Genomic DNA, 21019 nt, shown 5'->3' on the forward strand with positions numbered 1-21019 from the left:
GAGGTCGCGTGGATCTCACCTTCACCCCGCATCAGCAGGAGTTCCGGGAGGAGGTCCGTGCGTGGCTGGCCGGCCACGTGCCCGCCGAGCCGCTCCCGTCCATGGACACCGCCGAGGGGTTCGAACGGCACCGCGACTGGGAGCGCACGCTCGCCGGGGCGCGGCTCGCGGTGGTCTCGTGGCCCGAGGAGTACGGCGGCCGCGGCGCCGGCCTGATCGACTGGCTGATCTTCGAGGAGGAGTACTGGGCCTCGGGCGCGCCGGGCCGGGTCAGCCAGAACGGGATCTTCCTCCTCGCGCCCACGCTCATGGCGTACGGCACCGACGAGCAGAAGCGCCGCCACCTGCCGCGCATGGCACGGGCCGACGACGTGTGGGCGCAGGCCTGGTCGGAGCCCGAGTCGGGCAGCGACCTGGCCTCGCTGCGGGCCACCGCCCGCCCCGACGGCGACGGCTGGCGGCTGAACGGGCAGAAGACGTGGAGCTCGCGGGCCGTCTACGCCGACTGGTGCTTCGGGCTCTTCCGCACCGACCCCGAGAGCGAGCGCCATCACGGGCTGACCTACTTCATGCTGCCGCTGGACAGCGAGGGCGTCACGGTCCGGCCGATCGCGCAGCTCGACGGCGAGCACGGCTTCGCGGAGATCTTCTTCGACGACGTGCACGTCCCGGCCGACGGCGTCCTCGGCGAGCTGGGCCAGGGCTGGAAGGTCGCGATGGCCACCACCAGCTCCGAGCGCGGCCTGACGCTGCGCAGCCCCGGCCGCTTCATGGCGACCGCGGACCGGCTCCTGGAGCTGGCCCGGCAGAGCGACGACCAGACGTTGCGGGACGCGGCCGTCGCGGCGTGGACCGACAGCGAGGCCTACCGGCTCCACACGTTCCGCGCCGCCGCGCGCCTGGCCGAGGGCATCGAGCTGGGCGCCGACTCCAGCCTGATGAAGGTGTTCTGGTCCGAGCTCGACCTGCGCATGCACGAGCTGGCCCTCGACCTGCTCGGCCCGCGCGCGCCGGTGGCCTCGCGCTGGCTGGACGGCTTCCTCTTCGCCCTCGCCGGGCCGATCTACGCCGGGACGAACGAGATCCAGCGCAACATCATCGCCGAGCGAGTCCTGGGGCTGCCCCGATGAAGTTCTCATTCACCGAAGACCAGCGGCTGCTCGCCGAGACCGTCGGTGAGGTGCTCGACAAGGCGTGCCCGCCCGAGGCCGTGCGGGCCGCGGCCGGGCGTGGGCGCCCCGGGCCCGCGTGGCGCGCCCTGGCCGACGTCGGCCTGCTCGGCGCCCACATCGCCGAAGAGCACGGCGGGCTCGGGCTGACCCCGCTCGACACCGTCCTGGCCTACGAGGAGACCGGCTGGTACGCGGTACCGGGCCCCCTCGTCGAGACCGCCGTCGCCGCGCCGGCCCTGATGCCCGCGGAGCAGCTCGAGGGCATCGCGGCCGGCGCGGTGACGGTGTCGGTGCGCGGCGCGTACACGCCCTACCTTCCCGACGCCGACCTCGCCGACGTCCTCGTCGCGGGCACGACCGTCGCGGCGCGCGGCGAGGTCGCGCTGACGCCGCACGAGTCGGTGGACGCGACGCGGCCGCTGTTCACCGACGACCTGGACGCGGGTGCCGCGGCCGCGCTCGGCCCCGAGGCCGGCACCGCGTTCGGGGGCGCGTTCGACGCGGCGGCGCTGATGACGGCGGCGCAGCTCGTCGGGCTCGGCCGACGGCTGCGCGAGGAGGCGGTCGGGTACGCGGGGCAGCGCCGCCAGTTCGGCAAGGTCATCGGCTCGTTCCAGGCGCTCAAGCACCAGCTCGCCGACGTGGCGATCGCGCTGGAGTTCGCCGCGCCGCTCGTCCACCGGGCCGCGTACGCGCTCACCCACGGCGCGCCGACCGCCTCCCGGGACGTGTCCGCGGCCAGGACGGCGGCGAGCGCGGCCGCGCACCGGGCCGCCCGCACGGCGCTCCAGGTGCACGGCGCGATCGGCTACACCGACGAGCTCGACCTGCGGCTGTGGCTCAACCGGGTGTGGGCGCTGCGCTCCGCCTGGGGCGACGACGGCCTGCACCGCGCGCGGCTGCGCGCCGCGCTGCTCGACGACCCCTCCGGACCGAGGACGGTAAGGCTGCCATGACGCTGACCCTCGCCAGTGACGTCGGGGGCACGTTCACCGACGTCGTGCTCATCGACGACGACGGCCGGGTCCAGGTCGCCAAGACGCTCACCACCCCGGACGACCCCGCCGTCGGGCTGCTGCGCGGCGTGCGGCAGGTGCTCGACGGCGCCGGGGTCGCGCCGGGCCGGGTCGGCCGGTTCGTGCACGCCACCACCCTGGCCACCAACGTGATCCTCGAACGCACCGGCGTGCCGGTCGCGTTCGTGACCACCGCGGGCTTCACGTCGATGCTGGCGCTGGGCCGGCAGGCCCGGGTGGAGGAGGAACGCTACGACCTGGCCTACGAGCAGCCCGACCCGCCGGTGCCCACGACGCACACGTTCGCCGTCCCGGAACGGATCGGCGCGAGCGGCGAGGTGCTGCGCGCGCTGGACGAGGAGGCCGCCGCGCGGGTGGCCGGCGAGATCGCCGCGCTCGGCGTCTCGGCGGTGGCGATCTGCCTGCTGCACTCCTACCTCAACCCGGCGCACGAACGGCGGCTGGCGGAGATCATCGCGGCCCGGCTCCCGGCGGGCACCCCGGTCGTGGAGTCGGCGGCGGTCTGGCCGGAGCTCGGCGAGTACGAGCGCGCGACCACGACCCTGATGTCGGCCTACGTCGGCCCGGTGATGGCGTCCTACCTGGGACGGCTCGGCGACGGCCTGGCCGGGCTCGGCGTCACCGCGCCGATCCACGTCATGGAGTCGGCGGGCGGCGTGCTGCCCGCCGCGCTCGCCGCGTCCCGCGCCGTCTACACGATCGAGTCGGGCCCGGCCGCCGGCGTCATCGCGGCGGCCCGCCACGGCGCCGAACGCGGGCTGGCCGACCTGATCTCGTTCGACATGGGCGGCACCACCGCCAAGGCCGGTCTGGTGCGCGGCGGGCGGCCGGGCATCACGCACGAGTTCCAGGTCGGCGGCAAGGGCAGCTTCGGCGGGCGCCGCCCCGGCACCGGCGTGCCGATCAAGGTGCCCGCGATCGACCTGGCCGAGGTCGGCTCCGGCGGCGGATCGATCGCCTGGGCGGACGCCGGCACGCTGCGCGTCGGGCCGCGCTCGGCGGGCGCCGATCCGGGGCCCGCCTGCTACGGGCGCGGCGGCGAGCTGCCCACGGTCACCGACGCCAACCTCGTCCTCGGCTACCTCGACCCGGACGGCTTCGGGGAGTTCCGGCTCGACGCCGCCCGCGCGCGGACCGCGATCGAGGAGCACGTCGCGGCGCCGCTGGGCGTGGACGTGGAGGAGGCGGCGGCCGCGATCCACGAGATCGCCAACGCGCAGATGGGCGCGGCCGTGCACGTGGTGACCGTGCGGCGCGGCATCGACCCGCGCGGTTTCACGCTGGTCGCCCTCGGCGGCGCGGCGCCCACGCACGTCGCCCGGCTGGCCGAGCGGTTCGGGATCGGCCGGGTGCTGGTGCCGCCGCAGGCGGGCGTCGGCTCGGCCGTCGGGCTCCTGCACGCCGACCTCGCGATCGAGCGGGCCCGGACGTTCCTCGCGCCGGTCAGCACGCTGGTGTCGTGCTCGGCGAGCCGCGACGCGCTGGGCGAGCTGGCCGCGATCTTCGCCGACCTCGAACGCGCCGCCCGCGCCGACCTGTCCGATCCGGGCGACGCGACCGCGGTCCGGTCGGTCGGCATCAGGTTCGTCGGGCAGGCCCACGCGTTCACGGTCGAGCTGCCGTCCGGGCAGATCACCCCCGAGATCGTGCAGCGCGCGGCCGAGGAGTTCTACAAGCGCTACCACGAGTCGTACGGCATCGACCTGCGCGATCCGGTGGAGATGACCACGGCCCGGGTCCGCGTCGTCATCCCGTCGGGGTCGCCCGGGCTGCCGCGCGCCGACGCGGTCCCCGACGCCGTGGCGGGCACCCGCCGCGTCCGGCTGGACGGGAAGCACGCCGACGTGCCGGTGCTCGACCGCGCGGCGTGCCGGGCGGGCGACGAGCTCGCCGGGCCGTGCGTCGTCACCGAGCCGCAGTGCTCGCTGCTGGTGCCGCCGGGCTGGCGCGGCGTGGTGGACGAGCGCGGCGCGATCCTGCTGGAGAGGGAGCGCTCATGAACGACGACCTGACCGCGGAGATCCTGCGCAACGCGCTCTGCGTGGCCGCCGAGGAGGCGAGCATCGTCGTGGTGCGCTCGGCGTACTCGACGTTCATCGTGGAGGGCGCGGACGCGGCGGCGGCCATCCTGGACGCCCGCGGCCGGCTGATCGCGCACTCGCTGTCGACCGCGCTGATCCAGTGCGCCAGCCTGCGCAGCGCGCTGCCGTACGTGCTGAAGGCCTACCCGCCCGAGACGATGGCCGACGGGGACGTGTTCGTCCTCAACGACGTCTACCAGGGCGGCATCCACGCCAACGACCTGCTCGTGTTCCGGCCCGTCTTCATCCAGGGGCGGCCCGCCTATTTCACCGGCACGCTGATCCACGTGGCCGATCTGTCGGGCCTGTCGGCGGGCGGCATGGCCTCGGACGCCACCGACATCTTCCTGGAGGGCGTGCAGCTTCCGCCCGTCCGGATCGCGACGGCCGGCGGGCTGGTGGACGACCTGGTGCGCGTGCTGGCGGCCAACAGCCGCACGCCCGACAAGCTCGTCGGCGACCTGCGGGCGCTGATCGCCGGCGTCAACGTGGCGGCCCGGCGGCTCGGCGAGATCGTCGAGAGCCACACGCCGGACGGGCTGGCGCGCGGCGTCGAGGACTACCTCGCCCACACCGAACGCCGCATGCGCGAGGGCCTCGCCGGGCTGCCGCCGGGCACCCACCGCGGGGAGTACCGGCTCGACGACGGGCACACCGTCCGGGTCGCGGTCACCCCCGACGGCGAGGGCGGCGTGGTGGTCGACTTCGACGGCACCGACGAGCAGGTGCCGCTGCCGATCAACTCGGGCTTCTCGCAGACCCACGGCGGCGTGATGTACGCGGTGCGGTGCTTCGTCGACCCGGCGCTGCCGATGAACGAGGGCTGCTTCACCCCCGTCGACGTCCGGATGCCGCGCGGCACGCTCGTGCACTGCACGCCCCCGTACCCGGGCGGCGGGAGGTTCGGCACGGTCGCGGCGGCCGAGGAGGCCATCTTCGCCGCCGTCACCGGCGCACTGCCCAGCGGGGGAGTGGCCGCCTCGGGGATCCTCCAGGCGTTCAGCATCAGCGGCGTGCGGCGGCCGTGGCTGCACATGTCGTTCGACCTCGGCGGGATGGGCGCCCGGGAGGGCTGCCACGGCCCGGACGCGACCGGCGCGCTGTTCGGCGGCGGCCGCAACATCATCCCGCAGGCCGAGCCGATCGAGGCCCGGCTGCCGGTCCGGATCGAGGAGGTCTCGCTGATCGAGGACTCCGGCGGCACCGGACGGTACCGGGGCGGCCGCGGCACCCGGACGGTGATCAGGATGCTGGAGGAGGCGCGCGTGGACACCCGCGGCGACCGGCTGGAGCGGCCACCGCCCGGCGCGTCCGGCGGCGGCCCCGGCCGCGCCGGGGGCTACTACCGGGAACGCGCCGACGGCACCCGCGAGCCCCTCGGCACCAAGGCGACCCGGCAGCCGCTCGCCGCGGGCGAGGCCCTGGTCGTGGAGACCTCGGGCGGCGGCGGATACGGCACGGAGGACGGCACCGGGAACACGGAGGACGCATGAAGTTCGGAGTGCCGCTCGGGCTCGTCCATCCGGGCATCTGGCGGGATCTCACGGTCGAGGCCGACCGGCTCGGCTTCGAGTCGGTGTGGCTGCCCGAGCACCTGGTCTTCGCCACCGACCTGTCGACGGCGAGGTACCCGGGGACGGAGGAGCCCGGCATCAAGCCGGCGACGCCGCTCTTCGACGCGCCCGCCTACCTGTGCGCGCTGGCGGCCGTGACCGAGCACGTCCGGCTCGGCACCGCCGTGTACCTGTACGGGCTGCGCCATCCGTTCGTGGCCGCGCGGGCGTTCGCCACCCTCGACCAGATCTCCGGAGGGCGCGCGATCGTCGGCGTCGGGGCCGGGTGGTACGAGGGCGAGTGGATCGCCGCCGGCGTCGACTTCAGGACGCGCGGGAAGCGGCTGGACGAGGCGATCGAGGTCTCCCGGCGGCTCTGGACCGAACCCGCCGTCGAGCACCACGGCGAGCACTTCGACTTCCCCGAGGTGGCGTTCGAGCCCAAGCCCGTCCAGGCGCGGCTGCCGATCGTCGCGGGCGGCGAGTCCGGTGCCGCGCTGCGCCGGGCCGCGACGTTGTGCGACGGCTGGATCAGCATGCCGCAGACCCTCGACGGCGCCCGGACCCGGATCGAGCGGCTGCGCGAGCTGCGCAAGGCCGCCGGGCGCGAGGGCGAGCCGTTCGAGATCACCGTGCACGCGTACGAGCTGTCCGGGCCCGGCGAGGTCGCCGAGTGGGAGGCCCTCGGCGTCGACCGGCTCATCGTCCGCCCCTGGACGCGCACCCGCGAGGCCGCCGAGAGGCTCGCCGCGTTCGCCGCCGACTACGGCGTCGAGCGCTCCTGAACGTCCGGGCTCAAAGTCCGGGCTCGGCTTCTGGGCGGCTAGTACTCGTAGACGCGGACGATGGGGTCGTGCTCGTACCAGGTGGCGATCACCGACGAGGTGTGGTCGGCGCCCATGAAGTCGACCCGCAACCACCCCTCGGCCGGGGTGACGCGCGTCTCGAAGCCCGGGTTGGAGATGGCCGACACCAGCCGCACCTTGTCGCCGTCCATCGCCATCGCCGCCCGGCCGCCGCGGGTGGCGTAGCTGCGCACGTCGCCGGACTCGGCCGCCTCGGGATCGGCCGGCCCGGACGGGGACGGCGAACGTTCCGGCGCGGGCGTCGTGTCCGGTGAGGGGGTCGGGGACGGCGTGCCGGTCGGCTCGGGGCGTGCGGTCGGCGTGCCCACCGTGCTGGGCCCCGGCGGGTCGGACGGGCTGGAGTGGATCACCGGTCCGGCGATGGGCGGCGGGGCCGAACGGCCGGACACCGCGGTGCGCACGACATCGCGAACGCCCAGCCAGGAGAGGGTCACGGCTAGTGCCGTGACACCCGCCCAGGGGGCAACATACGACATCGTGCGACGCATTCGCACATGGTGGCATACGGTGCGGGCATGGCGAGTGTGCTGGTGGTCGAGGACGACGCGAACGTCCGTACCGCCTTGATCAGGGAGTTGAGCGCGCGGTCCCATGTGGTGCGCAGTGTCGGGACCGCGATGGACGCGCTGCGCGAGGTGACGCAGGCTCCCCCCGACGTCGTGATCCTCGATCTCGGACTGCCCGATCTGGACGGTGCCGAGGTCCTCAAGATGTTGCGGGGGGTGTCCGACGTCCCAGTGATCATCGCGACCGCGCGCGACGACGAGCCGGAGATCGTCCGGCTGCTCAACGCGGGCGCGGACGACTACCTGATCAAACCGTTCTCGGCCGAGCACCTCAGTGCCCGGCTGGCCGCGGTGCTGCGCCGGTCCGGCCGGGCCGGCCCCACCGCGGAGATCCACGTGGGCGGGCTCCGCATCGACATGGACCGGCGGGAGGTGTCCCTCGACGGTGCCTCGCTGGAGCTCACCCGGCGCGAGTTCGACCTGCTGGCCTATCTGGCGGCCCGGCCGGGCCGGGTGGTGGCCAGGCGCGAGCTGCTCGCCGAGGTGTGGCGGCAGGCCTACGGCGACGACCAGACCATCGACGTCCACCTGTCCTGGCTGCGCCGCAAGCTCGGTGAGACCGCGGCCAAGCCCCGCTACCTGCATACCGTCCGCGGCGTCGGAGTGCGGCTGGCCGAGCCCGAGTCGTGAGCGGGCCGGAGTCATGAGGAGAACGCTCGTTCTGGTGTCGCTGGCCGTGACCTCGATGGTCGCGCTGGCGTTCCTCATCCCGCTCGGCCTCACCGTCCGGGAGATCGCCAGGGACCGCGCGCTCACCGCCGCCGAGCGGCAGGCGAGCGCGCTGGGCCCGGTGCTGGTCGTCACGCAGGACCCGGCCGCGCTGGAGCGCGCCGTGGCCAGCACCCAGGCGGGCGCGGCCCGGCGCATGCGGGTGTACCTGCCGGACGGCCAGGTGATCCCCAAGAACGAGGCCGAGACGGCGCACGCCAAGCCCGCCCAGCTCGCCGAGGCGGGCCGGCGGGGCCGGTCGTACACCGCGGGCGTCTCCGGCGGCTACGCGCTGCTCCAGCCCGTCTCGCTGGACGGCGGGCGGGCCGCGGTGGTCGAGGTGTACGTGCCCGACGGCGATCTCACCCAGGGCGTCTGGAAGGCCTGGGTGGTCATGACCATGGTCGCCGCGGCGCTGGTGGCCGGCTCGGTCGCGGTCGCCGACCGGCTGGGCGCCCGGGTCATCCGGGCCACGCGGCGGCTGGCCGAGGCGGCGGGCGCGTTCGGCGACGGCGACCTGAGCGTGCGGATCGACCCGGACGGGCCGCCGGAGCTGATCGAGGCCGGGGTGGCGTTCAACGCCATGGCCGACCACGTGGTCCAGCTGCTCGCGGCGGAACGGGAGATGGCCGCCGACCTCTCGCACCGGCTGCGCACGCCGCTGGCGGCGTTGCGGCTCAACGCCGAGGCACTCGGCAACGGCCCGGTGCCCGACCAGACCCGGGAGGCCGTCGACCGGCTGGAGCACGAGGTCGACCAGATCATCCGGTCGGTGCGGCGTCCCAGCGAGCGCGGCAGCTGCGACGCGGCCAAGGTGCTCGCCGACCGGGTGGCGTTCTGGTCGGTGCTCGCCGAGGACGAGGGACGCTCCTGCGAGCTGATCGGCGCGCACCGGCCCGCGGAGCTGCCGCTGCCGGGCAGCGAGCTGGCCGCCGCGGTGGACGCCCTGCTCGGCAACGTGTTCCGGTACACCTCCGAGGGCACGGCGTTCGCGGTGACCCTGCACGTGGGGGAGGGGGTGACGGGCATCCTCGTCGCCGACGCCGGGCCCGGCATCGCCGACCCCAAGGCGGCCCTCCAGCGCGGGCGCAGCAGCGGCGGCTCGACCGGGCTGGGGCTGGACATCGCCCGCCGCGCCGCCGAGTCCACGGGCGGGTACGTGCGCATCCACCGTTCGGTGCTGGGCGGCGCCCAGGTCCAGATGTGGTTCCGCACGCGTTCGCTGCCGCCGGCCCGCCGTTCGCGGCGGCTCGTCCGGCGCCGCCACTCGCGCACGTAGCGCGAGGGGCACCGGGCGGCGACCGGCTCGGCGGAGCGGCGCGGCTCCGCTCGGGGCCGCGGCGCGGCTCAGCGCTTGATGGCGACGCCCGCGTAGCCCCAGACGTTGGCCAGGCTGAGCCCGGGCTCGTCCGGCTCGTCGTCGGGGTTCCAGTCCGTCGTCAGGCCCGGCTCGATCAGCTCCAGCCCGTCGAACATGCGCAGGATCTCCCCGTACGGGCGCATCGTCATGGTGGACGAGGCGTTCTTCCACTGCGCGGCGCCCTCGGCGCCCTGCTCGGGGTTGGGGTCGAGCGAGGCGTGCGACAACACCAGGTAGCTGCCCGGCGCGAGCGCGTCCACCAGCCGGCGGGCCAGCCCGTGCGGGTCCTCGTCGTCCTGGATGAAGTGCAGGATCGAGACGAGCATCAGCGTGACCGGCGCCGTCAGGTCGAGCACCTCGCGGATCTCGGGCGCCGCCAGGATCGCCTCGGGCTCGCGCAGGTCCGCCTGGACGAACGTGGTGCGGCCGCGGTCGTCGCCGGTCATCAGCGCGCGGGCGTGCGCGAGCACGATGGGGTCGTGGTCGACGTAGGCGATGCGCGCCGCCGGATCCATCGCCTGCGCCACCTCGTGGGTGTTGCCGGCCGTCGGGATCCCGGTGCCGACGTCGAGGAACTGGCTGACGCCGCGCCGCACCGAGTACCGCACCGCGCGCCGCAGGAACTGGCGGTTGAGGCGCAGGGTGTTCCGCATGTCCGGGATGGCCTTCAGGACCTGCCCGGCCACCTGCCGGTCCGCCTCGAAGTTGTCCTTGCCGCCGAGCATGTAGTCGTAGATCCGCGCGGTGTGCGGCTTGGCGGTGTCGATCTCCGGCGGGACGACGGTCTCGATCTCACCGGTGCTCGGCAGCCGCCAGGGCGACTCCGTCGGTTCGGACATGGGGCCACCTCCGGCGGCAGACGGGGAAGACGTCGATCTTCAAGATCGTACCTACCCAAAGCAGGATCCATGCCCAGATTCAGGACGTTCCTTTGAACGTTATCCGGCCTCGCCCGCAATTCCGCGACCCCCCGGAACCCCCTGTGGCGCGGGCGATAGCGCACCTGACGCCCGATTCTGATTAGGGTCTTCTCAGGCGCTCCCTAAGTGAGCCTTAAGCGCGTTCCGCCCGGGGTCACCGCCCCATAACGTTTCAGGTGTCACATCGGAGACACAGCGGAGGTGCACAGGCTGGAGAGCACAGTGAACGTCGGCTGAGGTTCCGACTTTGGCTTCCTGATTGAGACGAGCTTCCGGCCCGTACGGCCCGTAACCCCGCTCGGGGGCCGTGCGGGTCGCAGGCGTTTCAGGGGCCGCGCCCGCCGGGCGTTCTCAAGATGCCGCCGGTTGCCGGCAGGTCTCAGGATGCCGCGCTCGCCAGCCACGTGTCGAGTCTCTCGTAGCCCTCCGCCACGCCGCGGTCCATCGGCGAGGAGATGACCAGGTCGCGGGCCTCCCGCGACTCGAACAGCAGCGTTGAGGTCAGCGTGGTGACGCCGGCCCGCTCGGTGAAGTCGTGACTGACCAGGGACTCGCCCGGATACCAGTGCTCGTCGAAGGTCTCGGTGTAGGTCAGCAGCACCGGCTCCTCGATCTCGCGGTAGACGCCGCCGGAGGCCATGGTCGCGCCGCCGGGCCCGTGCCAGACGAACCGCCACGCCCCGCCCACGTTGAGGTCGATGCGCGCGTCGACGATGTCCCAGCCGTGCGCGCCGTACCAGCGCGCGACCAGCTCGGGCCGGGTCCAGGCGGCGAAGACCAGGGAGCGGGGCGCGTCGAACGAGCGGGTCATGACGATCGCGCGCCCGGAGGGCGTCGCGACCGTCAGCCCTTCCGTCACGGCCGCCACCGCGGGTCGCGCCCGATGAACCCGAGCAGCCGGTCCTGGAGGGGCGCGTCCGCGGGGACCTTCACCTCGGGGCCGAACACCTCCACGCCGGGTCCGTGCGCGCCCGGCGTGCGGAAGCTCTCGATGACCTCCGGCGGCAGCGAGGTCATGCCCTGCCAGAACGGCTCGACGTCGAGCGGGTCGATCGTGTCGTCCTGGCCGGTCGCGCGGGCGAGGTCCCAGCCGTGCAGCGGCAGGTCGGCGCTGACGACCTGGTCGATGTGCTGCTCGGTGGTCATCGTGCCGGCGGGGCTGGTGCCCTCGAAGGCCGCGAGCGCGGGATCGGCGAGGAGCGCCTCCACGTCGGCGCGCGCGGCGCGCAGGGCCGCGACCGGGTCGTCGTCGACCGACGGCGCGGGGGTCAGCGTGCGCCCGTGCGGCCGCAGCATCACCGCGTGCATGTCGATGATGTGGCGCACGACGTCGCGGGCGGTCCACTTCTCGCAGGGGGAGGGGTCCTCCCACTGGCCGGGGCGGACGGCGGCGACCTTGGCCTCGAAGGCGTCGGCGCGGCGGCGGTAACGATCGGCGATCTCACTCATGTGTCTCCCCTTTGAGCCGGTCGAGCAGTGCGTCGAGGCCGCGGTAACGCTCTTCCCAGAGGGCGCGGTAGTCCTCCAGCCAGTCCGTGGCCTCCTTGAGGGCCGTCGCCTCCAGCCGGCACGGCCGGCGCTGCGCGTCCCGGCCGCGCGTGACCAGCCCGGCGCGCTCGAGCACCTTGACGTGCTTGGAGATCGCGGGCTGGCTCATGGCGAACGGTTCGGCGAGCTCGGTCACGGTGGCCTCGCCCTGGCGGAGCCGGGCGATGATCGCCCGGCGCGTCGGGTCGGCCAGCGCGGCGAAGGTGGCGTCGAGCGTGTCGGCCTTCATATAACCCATTAGTTCCATAACCGTTTGGTTTGTCAAGGTGCGGGTCGTCAGGAACGCGAGCCGAGGGCGCCGCGCAGCAGCAGGCGGAAGGCGTCGGCGGTGCCGGCGGCGGAGGTGTCGCCGGTCGCCAGCCGCCGGACGGCCAGGCCGTAGAGCATGGTGACCACGGCGGGGGCGTGCCGTTCGGCGTCGGGGATGTCGAGCGCGGTGAGCACGGCGGTGGCGAGCCGGTCGTAGGCCTCGACCGAGCGCACCGCGGTGGCGCGCACGTCGGTGTCGCGGGCGGCGTGCAGGTGGAGCTCCAGGTTGGCGATCTGCTCGGGCCCGTACGCGAACTCGATGATGGCCTTCTCGACCAGGTCGGCGGCCTGGTCGGGGTCGATGTCGGCGTCGCGCAGCCGGGTGACGTACGCGGTGATGCGGGCGATCTCGGCGTCCACGAACGCCTGGAGCGACTCGCGCAGCAGGTCGGTCTGGCTCGGGAAGTGGTAGGTGAGCGAGCCGAGCGAGACACCGGCCGCCTTCGCCACGGCGCGGTTGGTCACGGCGCCGAGCCCCTGCTCGCCGATGAGGCGCAGGGTGGCGTTCAGGATCCGGTCACGCGCGCCGGTCCGGTCGGGCGCGGCGGTCCGGTCACGTGCGGGTTCGGGTGTGCTCACGGATCCAGTCTTTCGCGCCGGGCGTCGCTTCGCTATCGTTCGTTCGAACGAACGATACCTTGCGGGAGGAGCAGCCGTGCGGGAGTACCTCGGACTGGCCGAGCAGGCGGACCTGCTGGCGCGGGGCGAGATCTCGTCCACCGACCTGGTCGAGCACTCGCTGGAGCGCATCGCCGCCCAGGACTCGCTGGGCGCGTTCCGCGTCGTCCGGGCGGAGGCGGCGCGCGCCGAGGCCGCCCAGGCCGACAAGCGGCTGCGGGACGGCAGGGCGGCGGCGGGGCGCGGCAACGGGGGCGAGGCACGGCCCGCGCCGCTGCTGGGCGTTCCGGTCGCCATCAAGGACGACACCGACCTGGCGGGGGAGACCACCCCGTTCGCGGTCCTGGGCGACCACAGGCCCGCCACGCGGGACGCCGAGCAGGTGCGGCGGCTGCGCGCGGCCGGCGCGATCATCGTCGGCAAGACGACGACGTGCGAGATCGGGCTCTGGCCGTTCAGCGAGTCGCCGGGGTTCGGCGCGGCCCGCAACCCGTGGAACCCCGACTTCACGCCGGGCGGGTCGTCGGGCGGCTCCGCGGCGGCCGTGGCGGCCGGCATGGTCGCGGCGGCGGTCGGCTCCGACGGCGCCGGGTCGATCCGCATCCCGGCGGCGTGGACGGGCCTGGTCGGCATCAAGCCGCAGCGCGGCCGGGTGTCGGGCTTCCCGCAGACCGACCCGTTCAACGGCATCACCGTGTGGGGGCCGCTGGCGCGCAGCGTGGAGGACGCGGCGCTGCTGCTGGACGTCCTCACCGGCAGCCACCCCGAGGACGTCTACCGGCTCGACGCGCCCCGCACCCCGTTCGTCGAGGCGGCGCGGCGCGAACCCGGACGGCTGCGCGTCGCCGTCTCGTACAAGACCGCGTTCGGCGTGAGCGGGCGGCTCGACCCGCAGATCCGCCTCGCCGTCGAACGGCTCGCGCGGCGGCTCACCGACCTCGGGCACAAGGTCTTCCCCGCCGACCCCGACTACGGCCTCGTCGCGCTCGGCCTGGTCCCGCGCGGTACGTCCGGCGTCGCCGACTGGCTCGACTCGATGCCCAACCCCGTGCCGGAGCCGCGGACGGCGGTGGAGGCGCGGCTCGGCAGGGTCCTGGGCAAGCGGCTGCTCCCGCTGGCCAAACGCATGGACCCGGGCCTGCGGCGGCGGATCGGCCGGATCTACCAGTACGCGGACGTGGTCCTCACCCCGACCACCGCGCAGCTCCCGCTGAGGGTCGGCGCGTTCGACGGCGCGGGCTACCAGAAGACGCAGTCGGGCGTCGCCGCGGCGTGCCCGTACGCGTGGACGTGGAACGTGCTGGGCTGGCCCGCGGTGAACGTCCCCGCCGGGCTCAGCGCCTCCGGCCTGCCCATCGGCGCGCAGCTGCTCGGCCACGACTCCGACGAGGCGACGCTCATCTCCCTGGCCGCCCAGCTCGAACGCGCCGAGGGCTGGACCGCGCGCCGCCCCGGATAGCCGGGGCGGGCGGTCGCCCCGCCCTAGTAGCCGGCGCCGGTGAGCATGCCGCCGTCGACCAGGACCTCGCTCCCGCTGCAGTACGAGGAGTCGTCGGAGGCGAGGTAGACGACCAGACCCGAGACCTCCTTGGTCTTGCCCATGCGGCCGAGCGGCAGCGCCCGCATGAACGCGTCGGCGCTGTCGGCGGTCGCCGCGACCACGTCGTCCTGCAACGACATCGAGGTGAGGACACCGCCCGGGTGGATGGAGTTGACCCGGATGCCGTACTCGCCGACCTCGCGCGCGGCGGCCTTGGTGAGGCCGCGCACGCCGAACTTGCTGGCGCTGTAGGCGGCGAGGCCGGAGGCGCCGACGAAGCCCTCGGTGGACGACACGTTGACGATGGAACCGCCGCCGGCGTCCCGCATCGCGGCCGTCACCGACTTGATGCCGAGCCACTGGCTGACCAGGTTGACCTCGAGGACCCGCCTGAACTCGTCGAGCTCCATGTCCTCGATCCGCTGGTGCCGCATGATCCCGGCGTTGTTGACCAGGACGTGCAGCGCGCCGTACGTCTCCACCGCGGTGCCGACGGCGGCCTGCCAGTCGTCCGGGTCGGTCACGTCCATCCGGAGGAAGCGCACGGAGTCGCCCAGGTCGGCGGCGAGCTTGGCGCCCTCCTCCTCGAGCACGTCGCCGAAGACGACCTTCGCGCCCTCGTCGACGAAACGCCGCACATGGGACTTGCCCATGCCGCGGGCGCCGCCCGTGATCAGCGCCACCTTGCCGTCAAGCTGTCCCATGCGCACTCCTCTGCCCGCTGGGCCGCACGCCCAGCGCGGCGTATCCCTTTCCGGCGGACACCGCGACCGCCGCGGCCTCCATGTTCCGGTAGACCGGCACCCCCGCCGCCCGCGCGACCTCGCGGACGGCGTCCTCCACCCCGGGCGGCGCGCACTCGGCGTTGCGGATCACCAGGGTGATCCGCGTGCCGGGCAGCTCCTCCTGGAGCGCGCCCACGCTGCGGGCGTAGGCCAGCAGCGGGTCGGCGCTGTCGCCGAAGGTGAAGAAGCTCTGCACGTTGACGTGCGCGATGATGTCGGCGAACGGCCGTTCGGCCAGGATCGCCCGCACCGCGTGCCGCACCAGGTCGGGGTTGCCGCGCGGGCCGACGGGGATCTCCAGCGGGTTGGCGAGCGAGCTGCCCGCGCCCAGCCCCAGCCCGCGCAGGGCCTCCTTCGCCGCGTCCGGCAGGGCGGCCAGGTCGAGCCCGGCCGCGTCGAACACGTCCGCCGCCAGCACGCTCGCCCCGCCGCTCGGCCCGATGACCAGGATGTCCGGCGTCCCGGCCGCCGCGCGCGCCGCGTGCAGGTCGAAGAAGTCCAGCGTGCCGATCAGATCGTCCTGGCTGGTCACGACCGCCATGCCGGTCTGCGTGCCGAGCGCCGACCAGACGCGGGTGTCGCTGACCATGCCGCCGGTGTGCGAGGCCGCGGCCTTCTGGCCCTGCCCGCTCCGGCCGCCGATCAGCGCGACCACGGGTTTGCGCACGTCGCGCAGGGTCTCGAAGAGCCCGCGGCCGTCGCGCGGGTCTTCGAGGTAGAGCCCGATCGTGCTGGTGCCGTCGTCGTCCGCGAGGTATGCCAGCAGCTCGGCGGGCGTCACGTCGGCGCTGTTGCCGACCGTCGCGACCTTGGAGAACGCCAGGCCGCGCCGCTCGCCGACCTTGATGACCTCGCCCGCGAGCCCGCCGCTCTGCGACACCACCGCGATCCGGCCCGGCCGGCCGGGCTCGCCGCCGATGAACGTCTGCCCGCCCGCGGGGGAGTAGACGCCCATGCAGTTGGGGCCGAGCAGCCGCACCCCGGCCTCGCGGGCCGCGGCGAGCAGCTCGTCCTCCAGCTCCGGGGCGCCCATCTCGCGGAACCCGCCGCTCATCACCTGGACGTACGGGATGCCGGCCGCCTGCCGGACGACGTCCGGGCACTGCTTGGCGGGCACCGCGACCAGCGCGTAGTCGACGTCGTCGCCGGCCTCGGCCAGCGACGGGACGCACGGCACCCCGTCGATCTCGGGCGCCGTCGGATGCACCGCCACCAGCCGCCCCTCGAACCCCATCGCCCTGTAGAAGCCGAGGAACATGTTGCCGAAGTTGGGCTTCCTGGTCGACGCCCCGACCACGGCCACCCCGCGCGGGGCGAACAGCCGGCCGAAGTCCTCGGCCGTTGCGGCCGCGCCGGCCGCCGCCTCGGGGGGGCCGGCCGGTGCCGGGGCTTCGAGCGTGTCCGGCCCGACGAGCCGGGCGTCGACGGCGACGGCCCCGCCGGCGGAGGCGATGACGGGGTTGAGCTCGAACTCCACCAGGCGGTCGCCCAGCGTCTCGACGATCCCGCCCGGCCCGCCGACCGCGAGCAGCAGCTTGACCAGGGCGTCCCGGTCGACCGGCGGCTGCCCGCGGAAACCGTCCAGCAGCGCCCTGCCGCGCAGCTCGTCCAGCATCGCGCGCGCGTCCGCCTCGGTGATCGGGGCCAGCCGCAGCGCGGTGTCGTGCAGCACCTCGGTCCAGACGCCGCCGAGGCCGGCGAGCACGACCGGGCCGAACGCGGGGTCGGCGACCGCGCCGATGATGACCTCGACGCCGGGTGAGGCCTGCTCCTCGACCAGGAAGCCGTCAGGGACGATGTCCTGCCCGGCGAGCGAGAAGAGCATCTCGGCCGCGGCCGCCGCCGCGACGCCGGGCGAGCCCAGGTTCAGGCGGACGGCCCCGGCGTCGCTCTTGTGGAGCAGCCGGGGGCCGTACGCCTTGACCACCAGAGGCGGGGCCAGCCCTCCGGCGGCCGCTTCCAGGCCTTCGTGGGTCGTGGCGGTCGCGCCGCGCGGCACGGCCACCCCGAACCCCGCGACCCATGCCTTGACGAGGTGTTCAGGGAGGTGACTCATCTGTTTCGGCGAATCCCGTCCTTGTCCGTTTCGGCGAATCCCGCCCTGGTTCAGCCGACCTGGTCGGCGTAGGCGTCGCGGATGCCGCGGCGCAGCAGCTTGCCGGGCCCGCCCGAGGCGTCCTGGGTGTGCGGCAGCTCGCCGGCGACGACGACCGTGTCCGGGGTCAGGTGAGCGGGCAGGTCCGCCGCCAGCGCGGCCTTCACGGCCTCGGCGTCCAGCGTGGTGCCGGCGCGCGGCACCACGGCGAGGAGGATCTTCTGCTCGACCGCGTCCTGGCCCTCCGGGTGGGCGGGCACGCCGACCACGCCGGCCTCCGCCACCCCGTCGACCTTGATCGCGGCACCCTCGATCTCGACCGGCTGCGACCACTGGCCGCCCTTGAGGATCGCGTCCTCGCGGCGGCCGAGCACGTACACGAAGCCGTCCTCGTCGATGCGGCCCAGGTCGCCGCCCACGTACCAGCCGTCCTTCATGACGTCGGCGGTCTTGTCGGCCAGCTTGTCGTAGCCGACCATCACGTTCGGCCCGTTGAGGTTGATCTCGCCGACCTCGCCCACGACGCGGGCGCCGGACGGGTCGGTGACCCGGACCGCGCACGACATGCGCGCCCGGCCGACCGAGGAGATGTCCTGGCTGCCGTCGTCCTGGCGGCCGAAGCAGGTGTAGGGGGCCTCGGTCTGGCCGTAGTAGCTGTAGATCGCCGCGCCGGGGATCCGCTCCATGATGCGCTCGCGGAGGGCGGGCAGGAGGGGCTCGCCGCCGAGCACGATCGACGTGAGGGAGGAGAGGTCGACGCCTGAGTGCTCGTCGGAGCCCAGGAGGGCGGAGAAGAAGCTGGGGATGAGGCTGACGTGCGTGACCTTCTCGCGCGGCACGACCCTGAGGAAGTTGGACGGTCCCCAGTCCTGCTCCAGGACGAGCTTCATCCCGCCGTAGAACGCCGGGCCGACCAGCGCCGGGAAGCCGATGCCCCAGATGATGGCGCCGGTGCCCATCACCGAGTCCTGGTCGCGGTCGACGTCCAGCCAGATCTGCGCGACGGCCAGCGAGCTGAAGTGCGTGTGCATGACGGCCTTGGGCAGGCCGGTCGTGCCGGAGGTGTAGAAGAGGGCGAGCAGGTCGTTGCCGTGGCCGCCGAGCGGCGGTTCGGCGTCGCTCGCGTTCGCGGCGAGCGCGTCCAGGTCGACCGCGTCCTCCCCGGCGCCGCCCACGCGCAGCCACAACTTCACGTTCGGCAGCTGGGGCCGGATCGAGTTCACCAGTTCCTCGACCGTCGCGTCGTAGACGAACGCGGTGCACTCGGAATGCTCGACGACCTGCTGGAGCGTGTCGGCCGGCCAGTACGGGTTGAGCGCGGCGACGGTCGAGCCGATCTTCATCTGCGCGAGGTAGACCTCGGCGACGTGCAGGGTCTCGTTCATCAGGGAGGCCACCCGCATGCCGGGCGTCACGCCGGCCGAGAGCAGCGCGTGCGCCACCCGGTTGACCTTCCGGTTCAGCTGGTCATAGGTGAAGCTCTGCTCGCCGCAGTAGGTCAGCGCCACCTTGTCGGGCGTGCGCAACGCGTTCGCGGTGAGGATCGCGTAGGCGTAGTTGCTGAAGGGGGAGTTCTCTCGCGCCACGGCAGGTCTCTCCTTCGACTCCGGACTCCGGGGTGGGCGGCGGGGGGCTACTTGCGGCTCGCGTAGAGCACGAACGGGTTGCCCGCGGGATCCCGCAGGACGGCGCGCACCTCGTGCGGCCCCTCCTCGGGGCCGCGGACCAGCGTGGCGCCGGCCGCGGTGAGCGTGGTGGTCATCGCGGCGACGTCGTCGACCTTGAACGACACCGCGGGTTCGCCGCCGGTCACGTCCTCCTCCGGCCCGGCGATCGCGAACGTGGTCCCGCCGCCGTCGAGTGCCGCGAACCGGTCGCCGTCCTGGAACTTCACGTTCAGCCCGAGTCCGTCGCGGTAGAAGCGGACGGCCTCGTCGACGTTCCTGGCGCCGTAGAGGACGTTGCCGATCCGGGTCATGCGGGCCTCCAGTGGGGGACGGGGCCGAAGCCGTCGAGCTCGGTGAAGCACACCTCGACCTTCATGCCGATCCGCACCCGTTCCGGCGGGCAGCCCGTCACGTCCCCGAAGACCCGGGCGCCTTCCGGCAGGTCGATCCAGGCGACGGTGTAGGGCGGCTCGAAGCCGGGGAGGAACGAGCGGTGGACGACGCTGAAGGTGTGCACGGACCCGCGGCCGCCGACCGTCTCGTACGACAGCCGGCCGCCGCCGCAGAACGGGCAGACGGGCTCGGGGAAGTGCACGAACCGTCCGCACCCTGAGCAGCGCTGGAGCGCGAGCTCACCCCGCCGGCAGGCCGTCCAGTACGGCTCGGTCAGCGGCGTGGGCACGGGGCGCGGGCGGTCCATCGCGGCCCAACCTAGCGCACGCTTGGTTGGTGAACAAGGGTCGTGTCAGGGGGCGAAACCGCTGGCCCCGGGTCAGCTCGCGCGCAGGGCCGCGCGGGACAGGTGGTCGGCCCGCCGCGTCGTCTCCGGGAGCCGGAACTCCGGGCACAGCGCCAGCGTGTGCCTGCACGCGGTGTCGAGGTCGATGCGGTGCCCCACCGACACGTACACCGGCTTGACGTCGTCGCGGGTGCGCAGCACCTGCCCGATGACCGTGCCGTCGTCGCCGGTGAGCGCCGCCGTCGCGCCGCGCCGCGGCCCGGGGGCGTCGTGCGTCCCGTACAGCCGGGTCTTGGCCACGCCCATCGCGGGGAGGCCGGTCAGCACGCCCAGATGGCAGGCGAGCCCGAAGCGCCGCGGATGCGCCAGCCCGGCCCCGTCGCAGACCAGCAGGTCCGGGGTCGTCTCGAGCCGCCGCAGGGCCTCCAGCAGGGCGGGCAGCTCGCGGAACGCGAACAGTCCCGGCACGTAGGGGAACGCCGCGGTGCCGGTGACCACGGACTCCTCGACCGTCTCCAGCGTCACCGCGTCGAGCACCACCACGGCCGCCGCGAGCCGGTCGCCGTCGCCGTCCGCGTACGACACGTCCAGCCCGGCGATCGTCGCGGGCCGCTGCGGGCCGGTGTCGGCGAGGTCGAGCGAGGGCCGCAGCCGATCCTGGATCGCCTCGGCCTCGGCGGGCGTCGACGGCCACGCGTGCGGTTCCCTGACCTCCATGAACGGGCACGCTACCGGGACGGGCCCGCGGCGGGACAGCGAGTTTCCGGACTACCCAAGCAAGTGCTAGGTCGATAACCTGGTGCGCGTGGCGATCGATCTTGCTGAGCTGGCCGACCCCCGGCACACCGCGCTGCTCGTGATGGAGATGCAGCGGGGCGTGGTGGGGGATCTCGCCAAGTTCCCCGAACTGGTCAAGGCCTGCGACGAGCGCGGGGTGGTGGCCAACGCCGCCCGCGCCGCCGCGGCCGCCCGCTCCGCCGGAGTGCGGGTCGTGCAGTGCACGGCCGCGTTCCGCGCCGACCGGGCGGGCAGCCATACCGACAACTGCCCCTTCATCAAGGGCCTCCTCAAAGACCCGAACCACATGCTGGAAGGCACCGGGGCGATCGAGGTCCTGCCCGAGCTGTCCGATCCCGGCGACATCGAGGCGCGGCGATACCACGGCTTCTCGCCGTTCACCGCCACCTCCCTGGACCAGACGCTGCGTTCGCTGAACGTGCGCACGGTCGTGGCGATCGGGCTCTCCCTCAACCTCGGCATCCCCGGCCTCTGCCTGGAGGCCGTCAATCTCGGCTACCGCGTGGTCGTCCTGACCGACGCCGTCGCCGGGATGCCGGTCGAGTACGGCGACGCGGTGATGGCCAACACCATCAGCCTGCTCGCCGCCCGGACGACCACCGCCGAGCTCGCCGCGGCCTGGGAGTCATGATGGATCGACCGAGCATGGACGGACCC

Annotated in this window: 21 protein-coding genes; 9 read left to right on the forward strand and 12 right to left on the reverse strand. The window is 74.0% G+C overall.

Annotated features, from left to right (window positions below):
* The first annotated feature begins 8 nt into the window (after positions 1-8).
* Genes ABZ810_RS12340 through ABZ810_RS12360 form a run of 5 tightly spaced genes read left to right on the forward strand, consistent with a single transcriptional unit; the run spans position 9 to position 6628 of the window.
* Positions 9-1130 (forward strand): acyl-CoA dehydrogenase family protein, encoded by a 1122-nt coding sequence (locus ABZ810_RS12340; RefSeq protein WP_358402447.1) that lies wholly within the window; start codon positions 9-11, stop codon positions 1128-1130.
* Positions 1127-2128: an acyl-CoA dehydrogenase family protein gene (locus ABZ810_RS12345; protein ID WP_358402449.1), complete on the forward strand. Its 1002-nt coding sequence runs from the start codon at positions 1127-1129 to the stop codon at positions 2126-2128. The genes ABZ810_RS12340 and ABZ810_RS12345 overlap by 4 nt, the downstream gene beginning before the upstream one ends.
* Positions 2125-4209 carry a hydantoinase/oxoprolinase family protein gene (locus tag ABZ810_RS12350; protein ID WP_358402451.1) on the forward strand — a complete coding sequence of 695 codons (2085 nt, stop codon included), beginning with the start codon at positions 2125-2127 and terminating at the stop codon, positions 4207-4209. Before ABZ810_RS12345 ends, ABZ810_RS12350 begins: the two co-directional genes overlap by 4 nt.
* Complete coding sequence (locus tag ABZ810_RS12355) at positions 4206-5783, forward strand: hydantoinase B/oxoprolinase family protein (protein ID WP_358402453.1); 1578 nt, start codon at positions 4206-4208, stop codon at positions 5781-5783. Before ABZ810_RS12350 ends, ABZ810_RS12355 begins: the two co-directional genes overlap by 4 nt.
* Positions 5780-6628 carry a TIGR03619 family F420-dependent LLM class oxidoreductase gene (locus tag ABZ810_RS12360; protein ID WP_358402454.1) on the forward strand — a complete coding sequence of 283 codons (849 nt, stop codon included), beginning with the start codon at positions 5780-5782 and terminating at the stop codon, positions 6626-6628. Before ABZ810_RS12355 ends, ABZ810_RS12360 begins: the two co-directional genes overlap by 4 nt.
* Before the next feature lie 38 nt (positions 6629-6666).
* Here the strand turns inward: ABZ810_RS12360 and ABZ810_RS12365 are convergent, their stop codons facing one another.
* A complete protein-coding gene (locus ABZ810_RS12365; RefSeq protein WP_358402456.1) occupies positions 6667-7143 on the reverse strand; it encodes a hypothetical protein in 477 nt (158 codons plus the stop codon).
* Between the two features lie 81 nt (positions 7144-7224).
* On the opposite strand from ABZ810_RS12365, the gene ABZ810_RS12370 reads away from it, so the two are divergent.
* Positions 7225-7905: a response regulator transcription factor gene (locus ABZ810_RS12370; protein ID WP_358402457.1), complete on the forward strand. Its 681-nt coding sequence runs from the start codon at positions 7225-7227 to the stop codon at positions 7903-7905.
* A gap of 13 nt (positions 7906-7918) precedes the next feature.
* Positions 7919-9262, forward strand: coding sequence for a HAMP domain-containing sensor histidine kinase (locus tag ABZ810_RS12375; RefSeq protein ID WP_358402459.1), 1344 nt, complete (start codon positions 7919-7921; stop codon positions 9260-9262).
* Between the two features lie 68 nt (positions 9263-9330).
* Here ABZ810_RS12375 and ABZ810_RS12380 read toward each other — a convergent pair whose 3' ends face one another.
* From ABZ810_RS12380 to ABZ810_RS12400, 5 genes are all read right to left on the reverse strand, one after another.
* Positions 9331-10182 carry an SAM-dependent methyltransferase gene (locus ABZ810_RS12380; protein ID WP_358402461.1) on the reverse strand — a complete coding sequence of 284 codons (852 nt, stop codon included), beginning with the start codon at positions 10180-10182 and terminating at the stop codon, positions 9331-9333.
* A gap of 460 nt (positions 10183-10642) precedes the next feature.
* Positions 10643-11122 carry an SRPBCC family protein gene (locus tag ABZ810_RS12385; RefSeq protein ID WP_358402463.1) on the reverse strand — a complete coding sequence of 160 codons (480 nt, stop codon included), beginning with the start codon at positions 11120-11122 and terminating at the stop codon, positions 10643-10645.
* Positions 11119-11712: a TIGR03086 family metal-binding protein gene (locus tag ABZ810_RS12390; protein WP_358402465.1), complete on the reverse strand. Its 594-nt coding sequence runs from the start codon at positions 11710-11712 to the stop codon at positions 11119-11121. The genes ABZ810_RS12385 and ABZ810_RS12390 overlap by 4 nt, the downstream gene beginning before the upstream one ends.
* Positions 11705-12040, reverse strand: coding sequence for a metalloregulator ArsR/SmtB family transcription factor (locus tag ABZ810_RS12395; RefSeq protein ID WP_358402467.1), 336 nt, complete (start codon positions 12038-12040; stop codon positions 11705-11707). Before ABZ810_RS12395 ends, ABZ810_RS12390 begins: the two co-directional genes overlap by 8 nt.
* 47 nt (positions 12041-12087) lie before the next feature.
* A complete protein-coding gene (locus tag ABZ810_RS12400) occupies positions 12088-12699 on the reverse strand; it encodes a TetR family transcriptional regulator (RefSeq protein WP_358402468.1) in 612 nt (203 codons plus the stop codon).
* Between the two features lie 76 nt (positions 12700-12775).
* Here ABZ810_RS12400 and ABZ810_RS12405 point away from each other — a divergent pair, with 76 nt between their 5' ends.
* Positions 12776-14197, forward strand: a complete 1422-nt coding sequence (locus tag ABZ810_RS12405) for an amidase (RefSeq protein ID WP_358402470.1) — start codon at positions 12776-12778, stop codon at positions 14195-14197.
* Between the two features lie 23 nt (positions 14198-14220).
* Here ABZ810_RS12405 and ABZ810_RS12410 read toward each other — a convergent pair whose 3' ends face one another.
* From ABZ810_RS12410 to nfi, 6 genes are all read right to left on the reverse strand, one after another.
* On the reverse strand, positions 14221-14982 hold the full coding sequence (locus ABZ810_RS12410) for a glucose 1-dehydrogenase (RefSeq protein WP_358402472.1): 762 nt from the start codon (positions 14980-14982) through the stop codon (positions 14221-14223).
* Positions 14969-17119, reverse strand: coding sequence for an acetate--CoA ligase family protein (locus ABZ810_RS12415; RefSeq protein WP_358402474.1), 2151 nt, complete (start codon positions 17117-17119; stop codon positions 14969-14971). The genes ABZ810_RS12410 and ABZ810_RS12415 overlap by 14 nt, the downstream gene beginning before the upstream one ends.
* A 50-nt stretch (positions 17120-17169) precedes the next feature.
* The gene (locus tag ABZ810_RS12420; RefSeq protein WP_358402476.1) at positions 17170-18744 is read right to left on the reverse strand and encodes a class I adenylate-forming enzyme family protein; all 1575 of its coding nucleotides are present in this window, start codon (positions 18742-18744) and stop codon (positions 17170-17172) included.
* Between the two features lie 47 nt (positions 18745-18791).
* Complete coding sequence (locus ABZ810_RS12425; protein WP_358402478.1) at positions 18792-19136, reverse strand: VOC family protein; 345 nt, start codon at positions 19134-19136, stop codon at positions 18792-18794.
* A complete protein-coding gene (locus ABZ810_RS12430) occupies positions 19133-19525 on the reverse strand; it encodes an OB-fold domain-containing protein (protein WP_358402480.1) in 393 nt (130 codons plus the stop codon). The genes ABZ810_RS12425 and ABZ810_RS12430 overlap by 4 nt, the downstream gene beginning before the upstream one ends.
* Positions 19526-19597: 72 nt before the next feature.
* Positions 19598-20281 carry a deoxyribonuclease V gene (nfi, locus tag ABZ810_RS12435; RefSeq protein ID WP_358402482.1) on the reverse strand — a complete coding sequence of 228 codons (684 nt, stop codon included), beginning with the start codon at positions 20279-20281 and terminating at the stop codon, positions 19598-19600.
* 88 nt (positions 20282-20369) lie between these two features.
* Between nfi and ABZ810_RS12440 the strand changes: the two genes are divergently transcribed.
* Positions 20370-20993, forward strand: a complete 624-nt coding sequence (locus tag ABZ810_RS12440) for an isochorismatase family protein (RefSeq protein WP_358402484.1) — start codon at positions 20370-20372, stop codon at positions 20991-20993.
* Positions 20994-21019: the final 26 nt, after the last annotated feature.

This window comes from Spirillospora sp. NPDC047279 (genome assembly GCF_040643285.1).
Taxonomy (GTDB): Bacteria; Actinomycetota; Actinomycetes; order Streptosporangiales; family Streptosporangiaceae; genus Spirillospora.